Below are 20,055 nucleotides of genomic sequence, written 5' to 3'. Positions count from 1 at the left end.
TTGCAATCTGAAATTTTATCTTTTGACTCAAAATGCACACTGAGCGAAGTCGAAGTGTACGACACTCAGCACTCAGCACTCAACAGCAAATTCAAAATATTCTGTTCGACCATATCGGGTGGTTGATCACCGTTGATGGTTAACAGGCGGCGGCGACGGTCGTAATATTCTAAAATGGGGATAGTGCGATCGTAAAAGAGTTCTACACGACGTTGGACGATTTCTGGTTGGTCATCTGGGAGGGAACGCCCCAAGGAACGGCTAACCATGACGGCTTGTGGGACTTGTAAATAAATTGCCCAGTCGAGTTTCTGTCCTAGAGTATCCAATAAAAAATCTAGTTCTTCCGATTGAAAGGCAGTGCGGGGATAACCTTCTAATATCCAACCACAACCAACATCAGGCTTGGTCAGGCGCAGGCGCATTAATTCAATCATCATTTCATCGGGAACTAACTCGCCTCTGGCTACGTAGGGTTGTGCATGGCGACCAAGTTCGCTATAGTTAGCGATCGCTTCCCGTAAAATTTCACCCGTAGAAATCTGAGGTATATCAAAGTGTCTGCCCAGCCTTTGCGCTTGAGTGCTTTTACCTGATCCTGAACCTCCCAGAATCACTAATTTCACTTGATTTCACTCCTCATCTGGTAAAATTCACAACATTCTACTCTGTTTTTTCCAAATTCAGAGTTCTGATGAGACTCGGCTAATTTCATTCATGGCTCCAAATTTTGCGATCGTGTTGCGACTAGTTTCATCCAAAAAACAAAAATGTCAATAAGTAGTAGTACAACAAAATTAAATTCATTATTGGAGGTAAGGAACAGGGAAGAGGGAAAGAAAGTGTGTGATGAACGCTGGGTGAGTACTTATCTCATACCAATGTTGGATTTTGGATGACTTTTCCGTTCCAGCTTTACCCATTCCCTACTCTCTACTCCCTATTCCCCTTTCCTCAGAACACCCTTGTCAAAATCAGGTTAATCATATAAATAGATTTGAACCACTCTCAACAGAACATATTTATTTTTTTGTAATTTTCTAAATTTTCCTTATGGTTGCCCAGTTAGAATCTTTCAGCACCAATTCGACCATTTCCTTACCAAATCCAGTAGAAGGGCTTGTGCAGGTTTTCACCAGTTCTCACCGTAACTTTTTCACTACTGTTATGGCGCAAGCCTTGAGAATTGCTGGTCAAGGCACATCTGTATTAGTAGTACAGTTTCTTAAAGGCGGTATCGGTCAAGGACAGGACAAACCAATTCAGTTAGGACAGCATCTCGACTGGATACGCTGTGACTTACCTCGCTGTATCGATACACCACAACTAGACGAAGCCGAAAACCAAGCTTTACAAAAATTATGGCAACATACTCAAAATGTCGTCTACGAAGGTAAATATTCCCTGGTAGTTTTAGATGAGTTAAGTTTAGCCATCAACTTTGGCTTGATTCCTGAAGCCGATGTTTTAGAGTTTCTGGCAAAACGTCCGCCCCACATCGATATCATTCTCACAGGCCCAGAAATGCCCAAATCCTTGTTAGATGTCGCCGACCAAATCACCGAGATTCGCCGGAGCGATCGCCCCTAAACAAAATACTCCGTTCACGATATTCTAGTAGTTCGGTTGGAATTACCTGTGAACTTGTGATTAAGAACGATAAATGGATTACCGAAATGGCTCAACAAGGGATGATTTCACCCTTTGAGCCAAGCTTAATCCGAAAAGTGCAGAAAGAAACATCTGTAGATGCTCAACCCGTTATCAGCTACGGTCTTTCTTCTTATGGCTACGATATTCGCCTCTCTCCGGCTGAGTTTCGGATTTTTCGCCACATACCGGGAACTGTGGTTGACCCCAAAAACTTTAATCCGCACAATCTAGAGTCAACACCACTGCATACAGATGTCAATGGCAGTTATTTTATTTTGCCTGCTCACAGCTATGGGCTGGGCGTTGCTTTAGAACGACTAGAGGTTCCAGATAATATTACAGTAGTTTGTATAGGTAAAAGCACGTATGCAAGGTGCTTTAGAGGTGATACTCGTGTAGCTCTAGTGGATGGCACATCCCCAACGCTAGAAGAAATGGCTGAACGCTCTGAAAATGGAGAAAAATTTTGGGGCTATAGTATTGGTCAACACGGAAGAATAATAGTCACTTTACTAGAAAATCCCAGATATATTGGGCGAGATTCTTTATTGGAAGTAACTTTAGACAATAACGAATCAATATTTTGTACACCAGATCATCTTTTTATGACTAGAGATGGTCGAATGGTTGAGGCTCATACTCTCAAACCACAAGATTCTTTAATGCCTCTTTACCGTCAGGTTGCTCGTGGTTATGAGATGGTGTATCAACCGCTTAACGGTCATCTTTATCCGACTCATCGATTGAGTGATGAGTGGAATTTATATTACGGAATTTACGAGAATACGCCTAACACTCACCGCCATCATGTTGATTTTAATCGTTTAAATAATAATCCTTGGAATATTGTGAGAATGGATGCCTCGGCACACATTCGATTACACAATCAGGAAAACTATGGCGATGAATTTGACCCTGATGAACATGGAGAATCTATCAGAGAAGCTTTTACCAGACTCAAACAAAATGCTGATTGGAATGCAATGTTTTCTCAACAGCAAAAAGAAAAAGCTTTCAATTTCTGGCATGATGCCAAATATGAAGAAATCCGCCAAAGAGTAATTGAAGGGAGAAGAAATTGTTCTGATGATACTCGGCAAGCACATCGTGATGCGATGATTGAGTATTACAAAAATCCCACAGCTAGAGCTTTAACAGGAGAACTGAGTAAACAAGCTTGGGCAAAAGATGACGGTACAAGACGTTATCAGCAATCCCAATTGATGAAACAACTAGCAGATGCTTCCAAGACTCGTCATGAAATTACTGCTGATGTTGTGCGTTCGGCGCTAGATCAAACAGGTTCTATTCGTGGTGCGGCTCGATTACTTAATTGCGATCGCTCTGTATTTAGGAGATTTCCAGAGGTTATACAATCGTTTAGAGGTTTATCACAAACTCATTCTGTCAAAAACCACAAAGTTACCTCTGTAAAAGAAGTACCTGGTATTCACGATGTTTATTGTTTAACAGTACCAGAAGCAGGTAATTTTGCCTTAGAAGCAGGAGTTTTCGTGCATAATTGCGGCATAATCGCCAACCTAACTCCTGCGGAAGCGGCGTGGCGCGGTCATTTAACCTTAGAATTTTCCAATTCTTCTAGTGCTGACTGTCGTATATATGCTAATGAAGGTGTAGTACAATTGCTCTTTTTAGAAGGAGAACCCTGTGCCATTAGTTACGAAGCAAGGCAGGGTAAATATCAGGATCAGTTAGAAATTGTCACCATAGCTCGCGTCTAGTTTAAATTCACAACCACAGGTTACGGTTAATTTTACCTGTGGTTTTTATGTTTGTTGTGTGCGTAGATGCAAAGCGGCTTGTCACCAGATATCGCATCATTAATAGACCTCTTGCATAAATATTTTTTTGTCTCGCGCATAGACGCGATAGCGGCTTCCCGCAGGGTAGGCGCAAAAGCGCAAAGAAAAGCTCGCAAATAATAACTTTTACAAAAAGTTTAATCTTAAATATATTGCCTCATCCAAAATCTAGGATATAACTATCAATAATAATTTTTGATAGATACTAGATTAGGAGTTAAATATAAAATGGGCGCAGAACCTTGGCACTATTTTGTGCCTTACGAAGAAAATGTAAATTTTACATTACAAAATTTGCGTCAGCAAGAATTTAAAGCTGGAAACTACTATGGTAGTGAATTTAATCCAAAGAGTATAGATGAAGCCGTTGCTAATGTAGAACCTGATGGAACAGCTTCTATTTTAGATATGTTTGCGGTTACAGATCATCCTGAAACATTTGCTGTTTGTCCAGTCTCTACCGATGATTTAATCAGATGGTTTGGCACTGATAAACCAACGCTTCAAATGGTGCAATCAATTCTTGTAGAAGAAGAACAGCCAGATGCTTGTGAAGAGTTTTGGGATAGTATTGGACGAGGTGAAGGGAGATACATAATCATTTACGATGAAGACGAACCATTTGAAATCTTCTTCGCAGGTTATTCTTTTGACTAGCTTATAATCTTGTACTAAGAAATCTTTGCGTCTTTGCGCCTACTTTTCTCGTGAAAGAGACGCTACGCGAACTAACATTCCCACATCACCGTTGATGTAGTAATCAAAGCTTCCTTTTAATTTTTCATTTACATTAACAGGATATTCAATATTTAATTGAGCATGAGTTTCGGCACAAATTTCTAATAGTGTGGGTGCAATTAATACTTCTCGTCTTGCTGTTTCACTAATTGGGTTGACGTAGGTTAAATTACGTTGCAAATAACGACTCAAAAATTCTAAACAATTGAGTTTCTCTTCATATCTTGGTAAGTCTAGCCGCTTGCGTTCGTATTTAAGATCAAATTCTGCAAGAATATCGGCTGGCGCGTAAGGTAATTCAAAATATTTGCTAAATGTATCATCTATACAAGATTGAAGAATTGGCGGGCGAGTCACACAGCATTTTTCGGTTGAGTGTAGTACAAGTTGATAGGGGATAGGGACTGTTTTCAAACTCTGTGATCCCCCCAACCCCCCTAAAAAGGGGGGCTAAGAAACTCTTAAAGTCCCCCTTTTTAAGGGGAGCCACTGCGTTGCGGAGGTTCCCTCCGTTGTAGCAAGTGGCGTGGATTTAGGGGGATCTAAAAAGTTATACCAAATTGAAGAATGATTGCGACAAATGAATTGCCCAAAAGCTTACCAGTAAAGCCTGTCTCAATGCAAAATCTAAAATCTAAAATCCAAAATGGTATTAGGAGGCAAAATTAATAGTTTGAAAACACGCCCTAGAGGCTAGGCATTAGAGACTAGATGAATGTATCTCATTGGAATGAAAAACGCTGTATTAATTTTGTTATTACTCTAGGAAACCAAAACATCCTGTAATTTCGCCACCATTTCCGCCCGTGCTGATACTTCTAGCTTGCGAAACATCCGCTTTAGAGCTTGCTTAACTGAGTTTTGCGTAATCCAGAGTTTTTCACCAATTTCGGCGTTAGTTAAACCTTGGGCTACCAATTCCGCGATTTCTAACTCGCGTGGTGTTAGGCGGCTAACTAAAGGCGAAGTTGTGGGTTTTGCCCTTAAAGTGGCGAGTTTAGCAGACAAATGCAAGCATACAGCACTCAAATCAGCTAAATCGTTGCCATCAAAGGCAGGCTTGCCGCGATCGCGTGCTAAGTGTAAAGTACCAACTAACTGACCATCGCAAACAATTGGCCCTGTCATGACGTGTTCGTGGTCAGAACGAGAGCAAAAATTTTTCCAGTCTCCAGGAGACAATAATAATTGCTCATGGGCGGGAGCGTGACGCTCAACAACATAGCGTCCAACAGGGTTCCCCTCTAAACATACTGAGGGAATAGCGGGAATATCAATTTCGGTTGGTGCTGTTTCATCTAAAAGATAAATACCCCAATGCTGCACGCCAAAATGGTCGCTAATTTTATCCTTGAGAGCCAGATGTAATTCTTGCTCATTACGGACACTAGCGATCGCACCAAATACAGCATGAAGAGAATTAGCCATAAGTGTACCCGATTGGGGACTATGCTCTGCTCGACAATTACATCTATGCTAATACCAGCAAGAATAAAACGCTATTATCACTGGATACGCTAGGAGAAGCACATGACAGTTACCAAACTCTCTGCTCAGGAACTTTTCCGGGCTGCTTATGAAAACCGTTACACATGGGATAATAATTTCCCCGGTTATACCGCAGATGTTACCTATAAGTATGACGATAAAGTTATTACAGGTAAAGTCATCATCAATGCTGAACTCAAAGCAGAAGTTCTGGGAGTAGAAGACGAAGCCGTTAAAAAAGCTATCCACGGTCAAGCTTGGGAAATTGCCATTCACCGTGTCCGTCGCAGTTTTGAACAAACCCACGGCGAAAATACTTTTAGCTATGGTGACACCGACTTAAGCGATGCAGTCGAAATCATTCTTGGTGGTAAAGGTACTGGCGATAAATATAAAGTCCGCAATAACGAAGTTAGCTTAGTTCATCGTCACATTCATGGCGTAGTCGTGACTATCAACACTTTCAGCAGTCATGACACTGGCGAAGGCTACTTATCCCACACTTATGACTCTGTTTACCATGACCCCAATACTGGCGAACAGAAGGGTGGTAGAAGCGAATTTACCGATGAATATGAAAAAGTAGGTAAATACTTTATTCTCAACCGTCGAGAAATTCGCACCGAAACCAATGGACATCTGAATATTCAAGAATTTATTTTCTCGAATATTCAATTGTTGGAACCTGCGGCTTAAGCTATCTAAGTAACCACGCAAAATTAATTACAGTCATTGCGAGCGAAGCGAAGCAATCCCAGCCCTTGCGATTGCTTCATTTCGCTTCGCTCCATTCGCAATGACTTTGTGTAATTAATTATGTTTAACTACTTATCTAGGCTTATGTACCAAGGTTGGGTGTGAGTGTGTAAGGGTCTTGGATACACCCCTAAACCCCCACACCCTCCTATAGACCCTTGATTTTTTCTCATTGCGTCAGTCATATTAAAACTAAAAGCGATCGCCCTAACATCGTACAGGCGATCGCTTTTAATCTTTGGGTCAAGTGATGCAGTGGATTGCTTGCAGGATTCACCATTTCCGCATTTTCGTTATGTCTTAGCACTGATGCAAAGCCGATCCCAATCCAAAATCTAAAAAGAGATTACCCCAAGGAGGGTAGATGCAATCACACCATTTGTGCTGTACTTTCAATAACTATTAACCAGTAATAATTCCTGAAGTCACTGACTCTTGGGATGACTGATTGTTCAATGGGGTGCGCTGTTGCTGAGATTGGCGCATTTTATCAGGATTTAGCTGCTTTTTTATTTAACTGTTGAAAAGCAGCTGTGCTGAACTGAAAAAGTGCTGAGTACTAAGTGCTAAATGCTGAGTAAAAATACTGCTCTTTTGTCTCCAGCCTCTAGTACTTAGTCTCTAGTCTCTCTTTCATGAGTACTAGCTGATATACCAGCTTTCAGCTATCAGCAGTCAGGTTAAACAGTCAAAAGCTGACGGCTGAATGCTGAAAGCCTTTTAAGCCATTTGGTTTTCAATCGCCCACCGCGCTAATTCAGTGCGGTTATGGAGATTGGTTTTGCCCAACATATTGGACACATGGCTTTCAACGGTACGCTGACTAACGTTTAATTCTTCAGCAATTTCTCGGTTCGCTAAACCCCTGGCTACAAACTGTACTACTTTCAGTTCGGTTGGAGTTAGCTGCACATCAAAAGGAACTTGAATACGAGAACCGTTTTCCCCGCCTTTGGCTTGGTGTTCCTTCCAACGGATAGTTTGTTTCAGCGAAGATTCTACTTGTGCTACGAGTTCTTCTGGCTCAAAAGGCTTGACCATATATACGTCAGCGCCTTTATTTAAACCTTTAACTCGGTCTGCACTTTGTCCCTTGGCTGATAGGAATAAAACAGGAATCCAACTAGTACGTTCGTTTTGCCGGACTTGTTCCACAAAAGTGTAACCGTCCATTTCCGGCATCATTACGTCACAGATGATCATATCTGGAACATCATGCTCTAGAATTTCCAGAGCTTCGCGTCCATTTTCAGCAGTGACGACTTCATATCCTCTAAATTCCAAGTAATCCTTTACCAGCAAGATGAGGTTAGGGTCGTCATCAATTAGTAGAAGGCGTTTGTGATCTTTCATGCTGGGCTCTTTCATAGCAGTGGCACTTGTCGCGCTTCGATCCATCAAGGTCTTGAATGGTTATCCTTAATAATGGTGGATTTATCGAGATGTTGTCTTTTTTCCCACTTAACTTGCCTTTGCGTCCTCGAAGTCTCAAAAGCGGTTCTCACCTTATTTAAGACCACTAACTCATTGGCAAAAGTCCGGTAAGGATACGTAGAGCAGTAGTAATTATAATGCGCTATTATATATCGCTTTGAAAGGTACGGGTGAAAAAACACTGATTGAATAATAATCATCTGCCATTCACTAGTAAGTATTGGCTTGTGATGACCCCAGCTTTATAACAACCTGCACTTTCATCAGCGTACTGCTTTACTATATCCTGCGGATGTGAAGCCTTATCAGATGTTAACAAGCAAGTAGGGGAATTTCCGGCAAAGATGGGTTAAAAATGCAAATCTTCTACCACCATTATGCCGATCAAGTATGTTTGGATGATCCTCTCAGTAACTTGCAAATTTGCTTGGCGATACCAGACACCACCATCCGAGCAGAAAACCATTATCTGTCTAGAACAACAAAGTGGCAAGCAATTGTCTTGAATTGTCAAGATGCAGAGGGGTAAACTTTTATCGCTTTTCACCAAGTTTGAGTTCTTGATTAGCTGATTTAAGCCTTCCCAGAACTACCAAATAACTTGCTGTTAACCAGAGTTAGCAACTGTGTGGTCAGCACACATAAAAATATGTCGCTGATTTTTGGCAATTCCTAAAATTTTTACACAATTACTTAAGGTTTTCTTGTGGTCTACATATTTAATGGTTTGGTCGATGTGATAGTTGTTGAATCTTGGTATTGTTACTCATTTGTAGCTCCCTGTTTACTGTTCTATAACAATTTCCAAGCTTTGCAAATAAAGTTGACCATATAAAAATATTCGTAACTTACGGATGGAAATCAGAAAATTAAACCTAATTAGGTACTAATACTTAAGTGAACTTCCGATTACTGAGGGTTAGGGAGTGGGGAAAGGAGGGGTTTAGGGGTGTAAGGGTGTGGGGAAAAGAAGGGCAGAGGGGCAGGGGTGCAGAGGAGATGGGGAGTAGTGTGCAGTGAAACAAAGAGAAATTTTTATAGAAAGTTTTCTCCTCCGCCCCTCCGCTCCCTTGCTCCCCTGCTTTCTTCCAAGAGTTCGGAAACCCGTACATCACAAAATGTTGCCATTGCAGGCTTTTCTTCGGTAAATTAGCACTCAGGAGTTGAGAGTGCTAACTCTGGAGAAATTTGTATGGCAGCTGTATCTTTAAGCGTATCTACAGTTAAACCTTTAGGCGATCGCGTTTTTGTCAAAGTAAGCGCATCAGAAGAAAAGACCGCTGGTGGTCTTTACTTACCCGACACCGCCAAAGAAAAACCCCAAGTAGGGGAAGTTGTTGCTCTTGGAGCTGGCAAACGTAACGATGACGGTAGCCGTCAAGAGTTAGAAGTCAAAGTTGGAGACAAAGTGTTGTACTCCAAATATGCTGGCACAGATGTGAAACTCGGCACGGAAGAGTATGTACTGCTCTCTGAAAAAGACATTCTAGCAATCGTTTCCTAGTCAAAAGTCAAAAGTCACAAGTCAAAAGTCCCTGGACAAATGACAAATGACAAACAACCACTGACAAAAAATAACTGACACAGGAAGATTAACAACTATGGCAAAGCGCATTATTTACAACGAAAACGCACGTCGCGCCCTAGAACGAGGCATTGACATCTTAGCTGAGGCTGTAGCTGTGACCCTCGGCCCCAAAGGTCGTAACGTAGTTCTAGAGAAGAAATTTGGCGCACCACAAATCGTCAACGACGGTGTGACCATCGCAAAAGAAATCGAATTAGAAGATCATATTGAAAACACTGGCGTTTCTTTGATTCGTCAAGCGGCTTCTAAAACCAACGACGCTGCGGGTGATGGTACCACAACCGCAACCGTATTGGCTCATGCGATCGTGAAAGAAGGCTTGCGGAACGTAGCAGCTGGCGCTAACGCCATCCTGTTGAAGCGCGGTATTGATAAAGCTACCACCTTCTTGGTAGAAAAAATTGCCGAACACGCTCGTCCTGTAGAAGATTCCAAAGCTATTGCTCAAGTTGGTTCTATCTCTGCCGGTAACGACGATGAAGTCGGTCAGATGATTGCCCAAGCAATGGATAAGGTGGGTAAAGAAGGTGTAATTTCCTTGGAAGAAGGAAAATCCATGACCACCGAATTGGAAATCACCGAAGGGATGCGCTTTGACAAAGGCTATATCTCTCCTTACTTCGCAACTGATCCTGAGCGGATGGAAGCAGTATTTGATGATCCTTACTTACTGCTGACCGATAAGAAAATCGCTTTAGTACAAGATTTAGTACCTGTTCTTGAGCAAGTTGCACGTCAAGGCAAGCCCTTGGTAATTATTGCTGAAGATATTGAAAAAGAAGCTTTAGCAACCTTAGTTGTTAACCGCCTGCGTGGTGTGCTGAACGTAGCTGCTGTAAAAGCACCTGGATTTGGCGATCGCCGCAAAGCTATGCTAGAAGACATCGCTATCCTCACCGGTGGTCAACTCATCACCGAAGATGCAGGTCTGAAGCTAGAAAACACCAAGCTTGATGGTTTAGGCAAAGCTCGCCGCATCACCATCACCAAAGACAACACCACAATTGTTGCTGAAGGTAACGAAGCTGGCGTTAAAGCTCGCATCGAACAAATTCGCCGTCAAATGGAAGAAACCGAATCTTCCTACGACAAAGAAAAATTACAAGAACGTCTGGCTAAATTGGCTGGCGGTGTAGCTGTAGTCAAAGTTGGTGCAGCCACCGAAACCGAAATGAAAGACAAGAAACTCCGCCTCGAAGACGCTATCAACGCTACCAAAGCTGCGGTAGAAGAAGGTATCGTTCCTGGTGGTGGTACAACTCTGGCTCACCTCGCTCCTCAACTCGAAGAGTGGGCTAAAGCTAATCTCAAAGATGAAGAGTTGACTGGCGCTTTGATTGTCTCTCGCGCATTACCAGCACCTCTGAAGAGAATTGCTGAAAACGCAGGTCAAAATGGCGCTGTCATTGCTGAACGTGTTAAAGAACAAGAGTTTAATGTTGGTTTCAACGCTGCTACCAACGAATTTGTTGATATGTTGGCAGCTGGTATCGTTGACCCCGCTAAAGTAACTCGTTCTGCACTGCAAAACGCTGCTTCTATCGCGGGTATGGTGTTGACAACCGAATGTATCGTTGTTGACAAACCAGAACCCAAAGATGCTGCTCCTGCTGCTGGCGCTGGTATGGGCGGCGGCGACTTCGATTACTAATACTCTGTAGTCAAATAAATTAAAAACAGCTGCTTCTCTCGTGGGGGCGGCTGTTTTTTTGTCCTAGCACTTGTTCCAATGATGTTTCACGCAGAGGAGCCACTGCGTGAAACATCATTGGCGTGCGCGGAGGCGCAGAGAGTTGTTAGAGATTTTCAGGACTTATGCACCAAAATTGTCTGTAGGGATTGGGCGTGGGGGTGTAAGGGTATGGGGCGTAAGGGTTTTGAATACTTACACCCTCATACCCCTGCACCCTGTTCTAAAACCCTATTTTTTCGTTTTTTGCGTAAGTCCTAATTTTGTTCAATTAAGTATAAATCCTCCAACCCCCTGCTCACTGAGCGCAGTCGTTCGCGTTAGCGTCTCCGCAGTCGAAGTTTGGTCACTGAGCGCAGTCGTTCGCGTTAGCGTCTCCGCAGTCGAAGTTTGGTCACTGAGCGCAGTCGAAGTGATGTTTACGGTGTTCCCACCGCGCCAGAGTAAATTAACCCCCGTTGCACATCCAAGGTTAAAATCGCCCCATCACGAATGACTTGGGTGGCTTTCTTGACACCAACAATCACAGGTACACCCAGGCGTAAGCCAATCACGGCGGCGTGACAAGTCAAGCTTTCTTCCTCAGTGATAATACCAGAGGCTTTGCGGATGGCATCGACAAAATCAGCACCAGTGCGGGGCGCGACTAAGATATCGCCGGGGTTAAAGTTGCTGACATCCATTCCTGTTTGAGCAACTCTGGCGCGACCACTGACGGAACCTTGGCCCAGTCCAATTCCTTGACCTAATATAGCTGTAACTACTTCAACTTTAATTAAGTCTGTGGAACCAGAAACGCCTTGCAGTGTACCAGCAGTCATCACGACCAAATCGCCTTCAAACAGTAATTTATGTTCTTGAGCGACGTTGATGGCTGCTTGGAAGGTTTGACCAGTGGAAGGTAGTCCCAATACTAGTAGTGGTTTTACACCCCAAACTAGTTGTAATTGTCGCGCTACGTTGACATGGGGTGTCACCGCCAAAATAGGGGTATGGGGACGGAATTTAGACACGTTACGCGCCGTCGCCCCAGTTTGGGTTAAGGTCATGATTGCGGCTGCGCCAAGGTTTTCAGCAATTTGACCGACAGCTTGGCTAATAGCGTTGGGAATGGAACGTCTACTATCTCGGAGTTGGCGTGTGGCTGAGTTCCGTTCTTCTTGTTCGATCCGTTCAGCAATCCGCGCCATTGTAGCGACTGCTTCCACCGGGTAGCTACCAACGGCAGTTTCGTTGGAAAGCATGACTGCATCAGTACCATCTAAAATGGCGTTGGCTACGTCTGATACTTCCGCGCGGGTGGGGCGGGGATTGCTCACCATGCTATCTAACATTTGGGTAGCGGTGATAATCGGAATCCCCAAGCGGTTGGCTGTGGAAATTAACCGTTTTTGTAATACAGGGACATCTTCGGCTGGTAGTTCAACCCCTAAGTCTCCTCTAGCAACCATTACGCCATCACACAAAGCTAGAACAGCTTCCATTTGTTCAATAGCTTCATGCTTTTCAATTTTGGCAATGACTGGTACTTGCTTGCCTGTGCTAGAAATCAATTCTTTGATTTCGATCACATCTTGGGGGTTGCGGACAAAGGAAAGTGCTACCCAGTCTACGCCTTGGTCGAGACCAAACATCAAGTCCTCGCGGTCTTTGTCGGTCATGGCTTTAATGGACAGGTAAACCCCAGGAAAGTTTACACCTTTGTTGTTAGATAATTTGCCACCGACTGTTACACGGCAATGCAAATCACCTTTTTCCCGATTGGTTTCTTCCACCACCATCTCGACTCGTCCATCATCGAGGAGAATTTTCGCGCCGGTTGGGACTTCTTCTGCCAAATATTCGTAAGTTACACAGCTAATTTCTTGTGTACCTACAACTTGGCGATTAGTTAAGATGAAGCGATCGCCTTTTGCTAAAACTATAGACCCATCTTCAAACCGCCCTAAACGAATTTTTGGCCCTTGCAAGTCTTGCAAAATTGCCACTGGCTGATTAAGTTCAAAAGCAGTTTGCCTAATTAAGCGAATATTGCGCTGGTGATCAGCATGAGTACCATGAGAAAAGTTAAGGCGCAGCGTGGTTGCTCCTGCTTCGATAATCGCTTTGAGCATTTCTGGGCTGCTGGTAGCGGGGCCAATTGTAGCGACAATTTTTGTCCGACGTAGAGAATCTCTTAATTGCATAGGGGCTGATTTTAGGGAGCTTATTAAGCAGTCATAGTAAGTTAAGGGAGATGCTGTGTTCAGTTACTGCCACATCAATTTAAGCAGTTAGCGTGGGGCAGATAAAAGGTAGATTTGGGGAAAGATTGTGAATTTAAATCGCTGGATTTCCCTTGGATTATTCCTAGGAACTAGGGAACAGAATAGTTATCGTACACTAAACTTGATGCCCTCTCTCCCCAGGAATATATTTTCTCTCTACTCTTGAATAACTGAGGGACACACCCTAATCATCAGCAAATACTTGGGTTTCGTTTGGAATCATAGCGTTATTCATCTGCTGTGAAGCAGATGTTTAGATAAAAAAATGCTATACAAAACTTCATTAAACTTTATTTTTTACTAATATTGATCGTATATTCGTAATGTTTGAGCAGGTAAGGAGTAAAGAATGCTGGCGTTGGAGGCAGAACAGAAAGTATTGAAAATCCCACCCAAGGAATTCTTAGAGCCTCCTGGTAATTTCAGCCCGACAATGTTAATTTTTTTGTCTGCTGTCACAATGCTGGTGCTATCAAATTTTGGCTACTGGTTGTGGGAATGGCCGCACTGGTTATGCTTTTCGATTAATACCCTAGCTTTGCATGGCTCTGGGACAGTAATTCACGATGCTTGTCACCAGTCTGCACATCGTAACCGGATTATTAACGCGATGCTGGGTCATGGTAGTGCTTTAATATTGGCTTTTGCGTTTCCTGTGTTTACGCGCGTACATTTGCAACATCATGGTAATGTCAATCATCCCGAAGATGACCCGGATCATTATGTCTCTACAGGGGGGCCTTTGTGGTTGATTGCAGTGCGGTTTTTATACCATGAGGTGTTTTTCTTTAAAAGAAAACTGTGGCGGAAATATGAATTGTTAGAGTGGTTTATCAGCCGCTTGATTGTTGTGAGTATTGTCTATATTTCCGTTCAGTATGGATTTTTAGGTTATATTCTCAATTTTTGGTTTATTCCCGCCTTTATAGTTGGCATAGCATTGGGATTATTTTTTGATTATCTGCCACATCGGCCATTTGTAGAGCGCGATCGCTGGAAAAATGCCCGCGTCTATCCCAATCCCATTCTCAACCTCTTGATTATGGGACAAAATTATCACCTAGTGCATCATCTTTGGCCTTCAATTCCCTGGTACAATTATCAACCAGCATATTATGTGATGAAGCCACTGTTAGATGCAAAAGGCTGTTATCAAACTTCGGGATTATTACAAAAAAAAGATTTTTTTGAATTTGTTTACGACATTTTTTTAGGAATCCGCTTTCATCATCACAAGCCAACTGATAACTAAAAGTTGGGAATTTGCTCTAATTAAGTCGGTGGGAAAAAACAAAACTATATTAAGAAAAACCCTCCTGTCTCCTGCCTTTTCCCAACTATAAATATTTACGTAGCTCTACTTCAGTTAGGAATTCAGGATTTCAATTGCTGGCTGTGATGTATGTAAAGTCTGGGGTAAACTCCAGTCGGGACGTAAATTAGAAGCGTGACGTAAATAAATGTGGTGAATTGGAGCAGAGACTGGCAAATAAGCATGAATTAAGAAGCGGACGCAACGTTGTAAACTACCTTCAACGTACATTTGCTGCACATCTAACATTGCAACATTATCCCAACCAGAGCGTGTGCGGGCGATCGCGGCGGGGAAAATCGCATCTAAATCGCGTGTGACGGAAAAAGTCACGCTAATCATGTCCTGTGGTTGAATTTTATTGCGTTGTTCTAGTTCATCTAGCAGTTCTGTAACTGCTTCTCGCATAGCTTCAATTGTATTTTCTGAAACAGTTGTTGCTCCACGAATTGCTCGCATTTGCCATTCCACGCCAAAAATCCTCCTTAATTTATTTGTCCTTTGTCCTTTGTTATTAGTCATTTGTCCTTTACTAATGACTAATGACCAATAACCAATGACATTTATGGTCTATATAACCACAATGGCAGACCACTAGTAGAAATTTCAAATTCTAGCCAGTCAGCACCAGCACTCAATCTTGATGAAACCTGACGACTCCCCGGTAGAATCCGACTTAACAAAGGTTTGGGTTCTTCGAGGGTAAAGTATGGGGTTTTTTCGGGGTCAAGACCGACTAGTTCTGCCGTCCACCGACGCGCATCTTCTTCTGTTCCTAGGCGGTCTACAACACCCAATTCTAAAGCTTGCTGCCCGGTAAAAATCCGGCCATCGGCGAAACTTCTCACAGTTTCTACGGCTAAAGAACGACCCTCGGCGACAGTTTGGACAAACTGCTGATAACTGGTGTCAATCAATTCTTGCAGAATGTGTTGTTCTGGTTCTGTTAATTCCCGATCAAATGCCAAAATGTCTTTGTAAGGCCCTGACTTAATGACTTTGAAAGAAACACCGATTTTGTCAAGCAAGCGTTCTAAGTTATTACCACGCAGAATTACACCAATGCTACCGGTGATGGTTCCGGGGTTAGCCATGATGTGTTCGGCTCCCATACCGATGTAAACTCCACCGGAGGCGGAAATATTACCAAAACTAGCAACAATTTTGATTTTTTCGCGCAGTCGCTTCAGGGCGCTGTATATTTCTTGGGAATCGCCTACTGTTCCCCCAGGGCTATCGATGCGTAAAAGCAAAGCTGGAAATTTCTTTTCTTCTACGGTCTTGAGGGCTTCTAATACACGTTTGCGAGTTGCACTTGCGATCGCACCTGTAATTTCAATCCGCGCAATTTGTTTACGAAACTTGGATTTAAACGGCCAAACCATGAGCAGTCAAAAAACCTCGTATATTATCCCACTATAAAATGCCCAGAGCTTAAAATAAATGGGCATTCCGCTATTCAAGCATAGTTTATCTAGCCCCAAACTTCAGTCTGGGGGCTATGGGCTTTTTTGTGAACAATTTTGCGATCGCAGTTGCTAACTTCTGCCCAACTCCGACTGTGATGATTAATAATTAAGTAATTAATTTTACAAGTTAAATTTATAATTCCTATCCCGAATAGGATGGGCTTTAAAATCTCAAACGCTTATTCTAGTTGATTTTTAAACTTTTTCTATCCGATTCAAACCTGAAGATTTACACAATTTACTTAAGAATCTATGCGAAGAATTTGACAACGATAATACGCATAAGAATCAAATAATGCGCCGACAAAACTCCAGGTTAAACCGATGATTACTAGCCCGCGTAGGGGTGTACCATTACCAAAAATCGCCAGAAAATGTAATATGCTGGCGGCACTAGCTTCTGTGATTGTTTGTAATCCTGGCAAATAACCAATCACAGCTAAAAGTAACAAGATACCGCCTACGAAAAATATTGGTGCAACAAAGCTAAAAATAACCGTCACTAATAAGGAACGCAGAAAGTTCAACAAAAAAGCCATGAAAGACAACCTCCAGGAAGACAACGCACAACAGCCCAATAACTATCTTTCATCTTCTACAATACGTGCGATCGCCCCTTGGAGGCCAATCTGTCAAAAATCTTAAGTTTTCATTAAAAAAACAGACAGTAACAACACAAGCTGCTTCAAAGAAAAATCAACTTGAGCAGCGATAAAATCTTTGCTAATTCAGGGTTTGAGCTTATCTCTACTAAATACCACACATTGTAAACATATATAAGTAGAGCTTTATTTTATGAGAGTAACTTTAAAGTAAGTTAACGTTCACGGAGGGAGTGGGGAGTTTGGGGAGGGTGGGGGGTGTGGGAAGGGTGGGAAGTGTGGGGAGGATGGGGAGTGTGGGAAGTGTGGGGAGTATTAAGAAATTACTATTGACTATTGGCTATAAACTTTCGCTATTCTTAAGGCAATTACCGAGTTAGCTACAGAACATTGAGCCAGATTACATCTAATTCCAGTTTAGCAGCGTGGGGTCAGCGATTGCTGGCAGCGATTTTTCTGGGTGGACAAGTAATAGTTCACCTGCTGCGCGGCAAGATTCATTGGCGTAACACTTTAGAGCAAATGGCAGCCGTAGGGCCAGACTCTTTATTTATTGCTTTGTTAACTGCAATTTTTGTGGGTGCTGTGTTTACCATTCAGGTAGCGCGAGAGTTTATTAACTTTGGTGCGGGTAATCTTGTGGGTGGTGTATTGGCGGTGGCTTTAACCAGAGAACTTTCACCAGTACTCACAGCCGTGATTTTAGCGGGGCGGGTTGGTTCTGCCTTTGCCGCAGAAATCGGTACAATGCGAGTGACAGAACAAATTGATGCGCTGTTGGTGTTAAAAACAGACCCCATCGATTATTTAGTGATTCCGCGCATGATTGCTTGCTGTTTAATGTTGCCAGTTTTAACACTTTTGTCGTTAGTCACCGGGATGTTCGGCGGCTTGATCATTGCCACTCATATATACGGACTGGCTGATACAGTATTTTTAGACTCTGCCCGCAACCTAATAGACACTTGGGATATTGGTAGTGCTTTAGTAAAAGCTGTATGTTTCGGCTTATTAATAGCAGTTGTTGGATGCAGTTGGGGTTTGACAACTACAGGCGGCGCTAAAGGTGTAGGACAATCAACGACGACTGCTGTGGTGACTGCTTTGCTGCTGATATTTGTTAGCAACTTCTTTTTGTCGTGGTTGATGTTTCAAGGTGCGGGTAGTGCGTTTGTGAAGGGGTTTTAAATTAGAGGTGACAGGTTACAGGTGACAGGTTACAGGTTAGAGGTGAGAGGCAAAATTAAGTACTGTAAAAATTATTTTTTCATCTCTAGTCTCTAGCCCCTAATCCTAAAATAAAAAAGATGTCTACTACCGAAACAGGATTTGAAACAGTGACCAGTTCATTTGCGCCTAATTCTACAGCCACAGTGGAACTCAAACCTAGTTACAATATCCCTGTTGTATTGGTGCTGGCAGCGATTCCCATTGTAATTGTGCAACCTTTGGTGGGAGGAGCGATCGCAGTTTTTGGGTTGTTTCTTTTGTTTCAAACTGTAACGTTACGCTTGCAATTTACTGCCACCGACTTAGATATTTACAGAGGTGAAAAGTTAATTCGGCGTTTTCCCTACCGAGAATGGCAAAACTGGCGGATATTCTGGAATGGGTTTCCGGTTCTGTTTTATTTTAAAGAAATTAACAGTATTCACTTTTTACCAATTTTGTTCGACCCCAACACCTTAAAAACCTGTTTGGAAGAACGCTGTCCCCGTATTTAAGTCTGAGTCAATAGTCAATGGTTAACAGTTTTGAATCATACACAAATAACCAATGACTATTGACAAATAACCAAAAAATTTATCCGCGTCTAGGAATTAGATTATTGTTTATGAACCCTGAGTCATCTCCAACTCCAGAACCAATAGATGAGTGGTTAGAGCAAATACAACCAGAAAACCCGACAACAGACAACCCAGACAATTCATCTGTAGAGTCAGTTCTGGAACCAGAAGCAACCGCTTCAGCAGTTGACGCAGAACCCAGCAACACAAGTATAGAATTGGCTAGTTTGACAGATGAACCAGCCCCAGAATTTCCCTTAGCAACTGAGACAACTGTATTAGGGTTAAAAACAGAATCAGTATACGCAGATGCAGAGCAAAGGTTAGCTCAGTTGCAAGAAACTGAAGCTGCACTCAAAGCCGAAATTGCGAGTTTGCAAGTAACTTACAACACGCTGCAAACACAATTAAGTGAAACGCAAACTTCACTAGGGCGCATTGTGCAGGAATCATTAGCACAATTAGAACAACGTAAACAAGCCCTGCAAATTTCTGTAGAACAGTTAGAACGCCGCCAAGAACGCATCCGCAACGAAATGCGAACCACATTTGCTGGTGCATCGCAAGATTTGGCTATTCGTGTGCAAGGTTTTAAAGATTATCTGACTGGTAGCTTACAAGACTTAGCCGTCGCCGCCGAGCAGTTACAACTGGTACCAGAAGTTAGAGAACGGGAAAAGCCAACTGTTAAAGAAGCTAAACCCGCCGAACCAGAAGCAATTACACCCCAATTTGCTCAACAGCAGTTTCAAGAAACGAGTAAGCAAGTCCGCCGCTTGATTGACCAATATCGCAACAAACCGGATTATTATGGCCCGGCTTGGCAATTACGCCGCACCTTTGAACCTGTTCATGCAGAACGAGTCTCGAATTGGTTTTTTGGTCAAGGGGGACGGGGTGCTTTGCGGACGATGGGTAGCCGTTTGCAGAATACTTTGATTGCTTCGGCGATTATTTCGATATTACATAAATTGTATGGCGATCGCGTCCGTACTTTGGTTTTAGCCAACACACCAGAACGCTTGGGTGAATGGCGGCGGGGTTTGCAAGACTGTTTGGGTATCGGTCGCCCAGATTTTGGCCCTGACAGGGGCGTTGTCTTATTTGAAGCAGCAGACGCTTTAGCCCAAAAAGCCGACCGTTTGGTAAAAGCCAATCAATTACCTTTAATTATCATTGATGATTCCGAAGAACAAATCAGTTTAGGTATACTGCAATTTCCTTTGTGGTTAGCCTTTGCGCCTGACCCGAAAACGATGCGAAATTATGATGATGATTTTTAATCAGGCTTAGGTAGAGATAGGAGAAGTCAAAAGTTAAAAGTCAAAAATTATTTTACCTAATTCCGAGAGAAGGCTCCCGCCATAATCTTTGATTTGGCGGCGAGATGAATCGAGTGCTAAAAACGAAACACCCCAAAACTCCCTCAAACCGCAGGTTTGACAAGG

20 protein-coding genes are annotated in these 20,055 nt (G+C 42.8%); 11 read left to right on the top strand and 9 right to left on the bottom strand.

The annotated features are described in order from the left end of the window. Positions 1 to 65: 65 nt before the first annotated feature. A complete protein-coding gene (locus H6G77_RS25630; RefSeq protein WP_190592394.1) occupies positions 66 to 626 on the bottom strand; it encodes a nucleoside monophosphate kinase in 561 nt (186 codons plus the stop codon). A gap of 427 nt (positions 627 to 1,053) precedes the next feature. On the opposite strand from H6G77_RS25630, the gene H6G77_RS25625 reads away from it, so the two are divergent. The 3 genes from H6G77_RS25625 (at position 1,054) to H6G77_RS25615 (ending at position 4,133) form a co-directional block, all read left to right on the top strand. Continuing rightward, a complete protein-coding gene (locus H6G77_RS25625; protein ID WP_190592393.1) occupies positions 1,054 to 1,590 on the top strand; it encodes a P-loop NTPase family protein in 537 nt (178 codons plus the stop codon). Positions 1,591 to 1,646: 56 nt separating this feature from the next. After that, positions 1,647 to 3,395 carry a dCTP deaminase domain-containing protein gene (locus H6G77_RS35880; RefSeq protein WP_190873069.1) on the top strand — a complete coding sequence of 583 codons (1,749 nt, stop codon included), beginning with the start codon at positions 1,647 to 1,649 and terminating at the stop codon, positions 3,393 to 3,395. Between the two features lie 309 nt (positions 3,396 to 3,704). After that, positions 3,705 to 4,133, top strand: coding sequence for a hypothetical protein (locus H6G77_RS25615; protein WP_206757512.1), 429 nt, complete (start codon positions 3,705 to 3,707; stop codon positions 4,131 to 4,133). A 39-nt stretch (positions 4,134 to 4,172) separates the two neighbouring features. Here the strand turns inward: H6G77_RS25615 and H6G77_RS25610 are convergent, their stop codons facing one another. Together H6G77_RS25610 and H6G77_RS25605 are read right to left on the bottom strand one after the other, a co-directional pair. Continuing rightward, complete coding sequence (locus H6G77_RS25610) at positions 4,173 to 4,571, bottom strand: hypothetical protein (RefSeq protein WP_242049303.1); 399 nt, start codon at positions 4,569 to 4,571, stop codon at positions 4,173 to 4,175. A 405-nt stretch (positions 4,572 to 4,976) separates the two neighbouring features. Further along, positions 4,977 to 5,642, bottom strand: a complete 666-nt coding sequence (locus H6G77_RS25605; RefSeq protein WP_190873068.1) for a LuxR C-terminal-related transcriptional regulator — start codon at positions 5,640 to 5,642, stop codon at positions 4,977 to 4,979. A 102-nt stretch (positions 5,643 to 5,744) separates the two neighbouring features. Here H6G77_RS25605 and H6G77_RS25600 point away from each other — a divergent pair, with 102 nt between their 5' ends. Further along, entirely contained in the window at positions 5,745 to 6,398 is a 654-nt protein-coding gene (locus tag H6G77_RS25600) for a DUF3386 domain-containing protein (RefSeq protein ID WP_190592388.1), read from the top strand. A 241-nt stretch (positions 6,399 to 6,639) separates the two neighbouring features. Here H6G77_RS25600 and H6G77_RS36350 read toward each other — a convergent pair whose 3' ends face one another. Both H6G77_RS36350 and H6G77_RS25595 read right to left on the bottom strand, forming a co-directional pair. Continuing rightward, complete coding sequence (locus H6G77_RS36350) at positions 6,640 to 6,765, bottom strand: hypothetical protein (protein ID WP_277877317.1); 126 nt, start codon at positions 6,763 to 6,765, stop codon at positions 6,640 to 6,642. A gap of 413 nt (positions 6,766 to 7,178) precedes the next feature. Continuing rightward, positions 7,179 to 7,856 (bottom strand): response regulator transcription factor, encoded by a 678-nt coding sequence (locus tag H6G77_RS25595; protein WP_015113911.1) that lies wholly within the window; start codon positions 7,854 to 7,856, stop codon positions 7,179 to 7,181. Positions 7,857 to 8,247: 391 nt separating this feature from the next. On the opposite strand from H6G77_RS25595, the gene H6G77_RS25590 reads away from it, so the two are divergent. The 3 genes from H6G77_RS25590 to groL all read left to right on the top strand — a co-directional run bounded on the left by H6G77_RS25590 (position 8,248) and on the right by groL (position 11,131). After that, positions 8,248 to 8,421: a hypothetical protein gene (locus tag H6G77_RS25590; RefSeq protein WP_190592387.1), complete on the top strand. Its 174-nt coding sequence runs from the start codon at positions 8,248 to 8,250 to the stop codon at positions 8,419 to 8,421. 663 nt (positions 8,422 to 9,084) lie between these two features. Continuing rightward, positions 9,085 to 9,396 (top strand): co-chaperone GroES, encoded by a 312-nt coding sequence (gene groES, locus H6G77_RS25585; protein ID WP_190592386.1) that lies wholly within the window; start codon positions 9,085 to 9,087, stop codon positions 9,394 to 9,396. Positions 9,397 to 9,493: 97 nt separating this feature from the next. Further along, a complete protein-coding gene (gene groL, locus H6G77_RS25580; protein WP_190592385.1) occupies positions 9,494 to 11,131 on the top strand; it encodes a chaperonin GroEL in 1,638 nt (545 codons plus the stop codon). Between the two features lie 458 nt (positions 11,132 to 11,589). Here groL and pyk read toward each other — a convergent pair whose 3' ends face one another. Beyond that, positions 11,590 to 13,356 carry a pyruvate kinase gene (gene pyk / locus H6G77_RS25575; protein WP_190592384.1) on the bottom strand — a complete coding sequence of 589 codons (1,767 nt, stop codon included), beginning with the start codon at positions 13,354 to 13,356 and terminating at the stop codon, positions 11,590 to 11,592. Positions 13,357 to 13,786: 430 nt separating this feature from the next. On the opposite strand from pyk, the gene crtR reads away from it, so the two are divergent. Continuing rightward, a complete protein-coding gene (gene crtR, locus H6G77_RS25570) occupies positions 13,787 to 14,689 on the top strand; it encodes a beta-carotene hydroxylase (protein WP_190873067.1) in 903 nt (300 codons plus the stop codon). A 114-nt stretch (positions 14,690 to 14,803) separates the two neighbouring features. Here the strand turns inward: crtR and aroH are convergent, their stop codons facing one another. The 3 genes from aroH to H6G77_RS25555 form a co-directional block, all read right to left on the bottom strand. Beyond that, positions 14,804 to 15,220: a chorismate mutase gene (aroH, locus tag H6G77_RS25565; RefSeq protein WP_062287729.1), complete on the bottom strand. Its 417-nt coding sequence runs from the start codon at positions 15,218 to 15,220 to the stop codon at positions 14,804 to 14,806. 92 nt (positions 15,221 to 15,312) lie between these two features. After that, the gene (gene sppA, locus H6G77_RS25560) at positions 15,313 to 16,134 is read right to left on the bottom strand and encodes a signal peptide peptidase SppA (RefSeq protein ID WP_190873066.1); all 822 of its coding nucleotides are present in this window, start codon (positions 16,132 to 16,134) and stop codon (positions 15,313 to 15,315) included. Positions 16,135 to 16,460: 326 nt separating this feature from the next. Further along, positions 16,461 to 16,757, bottom strand: a complete 297-nt coding sequence (locus tag H6G77_RS25555; protein WP_190592381.1) for a hypothetical protein — start codon at positions 16,755 to 16,757, stop codon at positions 16,461 to 16,463. A gap of 453 nt (positions 16,758 to 17,210) precedes the next feature. Between H6G77_RS25555 and H6G77_RS25550 the strand changes: the two genes are divergently transcribed. The 3 genes from H6G77_RS25550 to H6G77_RS25540 all read left to right on the top strand — a co-directional run bounded on the left by H6G77_RS25550 (position 17,211) and on the right by H6G77_RS25540 (position 19,890). After that, positions 17,211 to 18,008, top strand: coding sequence for an MlaE family lipid ABC transporter permease subunit (locus tag H6G77_RS25550; protein ID WP_190675093.1), 798 nt, complete (start codon positions 17,211 to 17,213; stop codon positions 18,006 to 18,008). 119 nt (positions 18,009 to 18,127) lie between these two features. Further along, on the top strand, positions 18,128 to 18,544 hold the full coding sequence (locus H6G77_RS25545; RefSeq protein WP_190592361.1) for a DUF3119 family protein: 417 nt from the start codon (positions 18,128 to 18,130) through the stop codon (positions 18,542 to 18,544). 110 nt (positions 18,545 to 18,654) lie between these two features. Further along, complete coding sequence (locus H6G77_RS25540) at positions 18,655 to 19,890, top strand: DUF3086 domain-containing protein (protein ID WP_190592429.1); 1,236 nt, start codon at positions 18,655 to 18,657, stop codon at positions 19,888 to 19,890. The last annotated feature ends 165 nt before the right edge of the window (positions 19,891 to 20,055 follow it).

Source organism: Aulosira sp. FACHB-615 (genome assembly GCF_014698045.1).
GTDB lineage: Bacteria > Cyanobacteriota > Cyanobacteriia > Cyanobacteriales > Nostocaceae > Nostoc_B.
Note: the sequence above shows the minus strand (reverse complement) of the source record. Positions and strands in the feature narration are given on the sequence as shown.

Bases quoted from the DNA above. Each gene is read 5' to 3' on its own strand.
- groL (WP_190592385.1), top strand. From the start codon at position 9,494: ATGGCAAAGCGCATTATTTACAACGAAAACGCACGTCGCGCCCTAGAA.
- crtR (WP_190873067.1), top strand. From the start codon at position 13,787: ATGCTGGCGTTGGAGGCAGAACAGAAAGTATTGAAAATCCCACCCAAG.
- pyk (WP_190592384.1), bottom strand. From the start codon at position 13,356: ATGCAATTAAGAGATTCTCTACGTCGGACAAAAATTGTCGCTACAATT.
- H6G77_RS25595 (WP_015113911.1), bottom strand. From the start codon at position 7,856: ATGGATCGAAGCGCGACAAGTGCCACTGCTATGAAAGAGCCCAGCATG.
- H6G77_RS25615 (WP_206757512.1), top strand. From the start codon at position 3,705: ATGGGCGCAGAACCTTGGCACTATTTTGTGCCTTACGAAGAAAATGTA.
- H6G77_RS25555 (WP_190592381.1), bottom strand. From the start codon at position 16,757: ATGGCTTTTTTGTTGAACTTTCTGCGTTCCTTATTAGTGACGGTTATT.
- H6G77_RS25590 (WP_190592387.1), top strand. From the start codon at position 8,248: ATGCAAATCTTCTACCACCATTATGCCGATCAAGTATGTTTGGATGAT.
- H6G77_RS25600 (WP_190592388.1), top strand. From the start codon at position 5,745: ATGACAGTTACCAAACTCTCTGCTCAGGAACTTTTCCGGGCTGCTTAT.
- H6G77_RS25540 (WP_190592429.1), top strand. From the start codon at position 18,655: ATGAACCCTGAGTCATCTCCAACTCCAGAACCAATAGATGAGTGGTTA.
- H6G77_RS25605 (WP_190873068.1), bottom strand. From the start codon at position 5,642: ATGGCTAATTCTCTTCATGCTGTATTTGGTGCGATCGCTAGTGTCCGT.
- groES (WP_190592386.1), top strand. From the start codon at position 9,085: ATGGCAGCTGTATCTTTAAGCGTATCTACAGTTAAACCTTTAGGCGAT.
- H6G77_RS25625 (WP_190592393.1), top strand. From the start codon at position 1,054: ATGGTTGCCCAGTTAGAATCTTTCAGCACCAATTCGACCATTTCCTTA.
- H6G77_RS25545 (WP_190592361.1), top strand. From the start codon at position 18,128: ATGTCTACTACCGAAACAGGATTTGAAACAGTGACCAGTTCATTTGCG.
- sppA (WP_190873066.1), bottom strand. From the start codon at position 16,134: ATGGTTTGGCCGTTTAAATCCAAGTTTCGTAAACAAATTGCGCGGATT.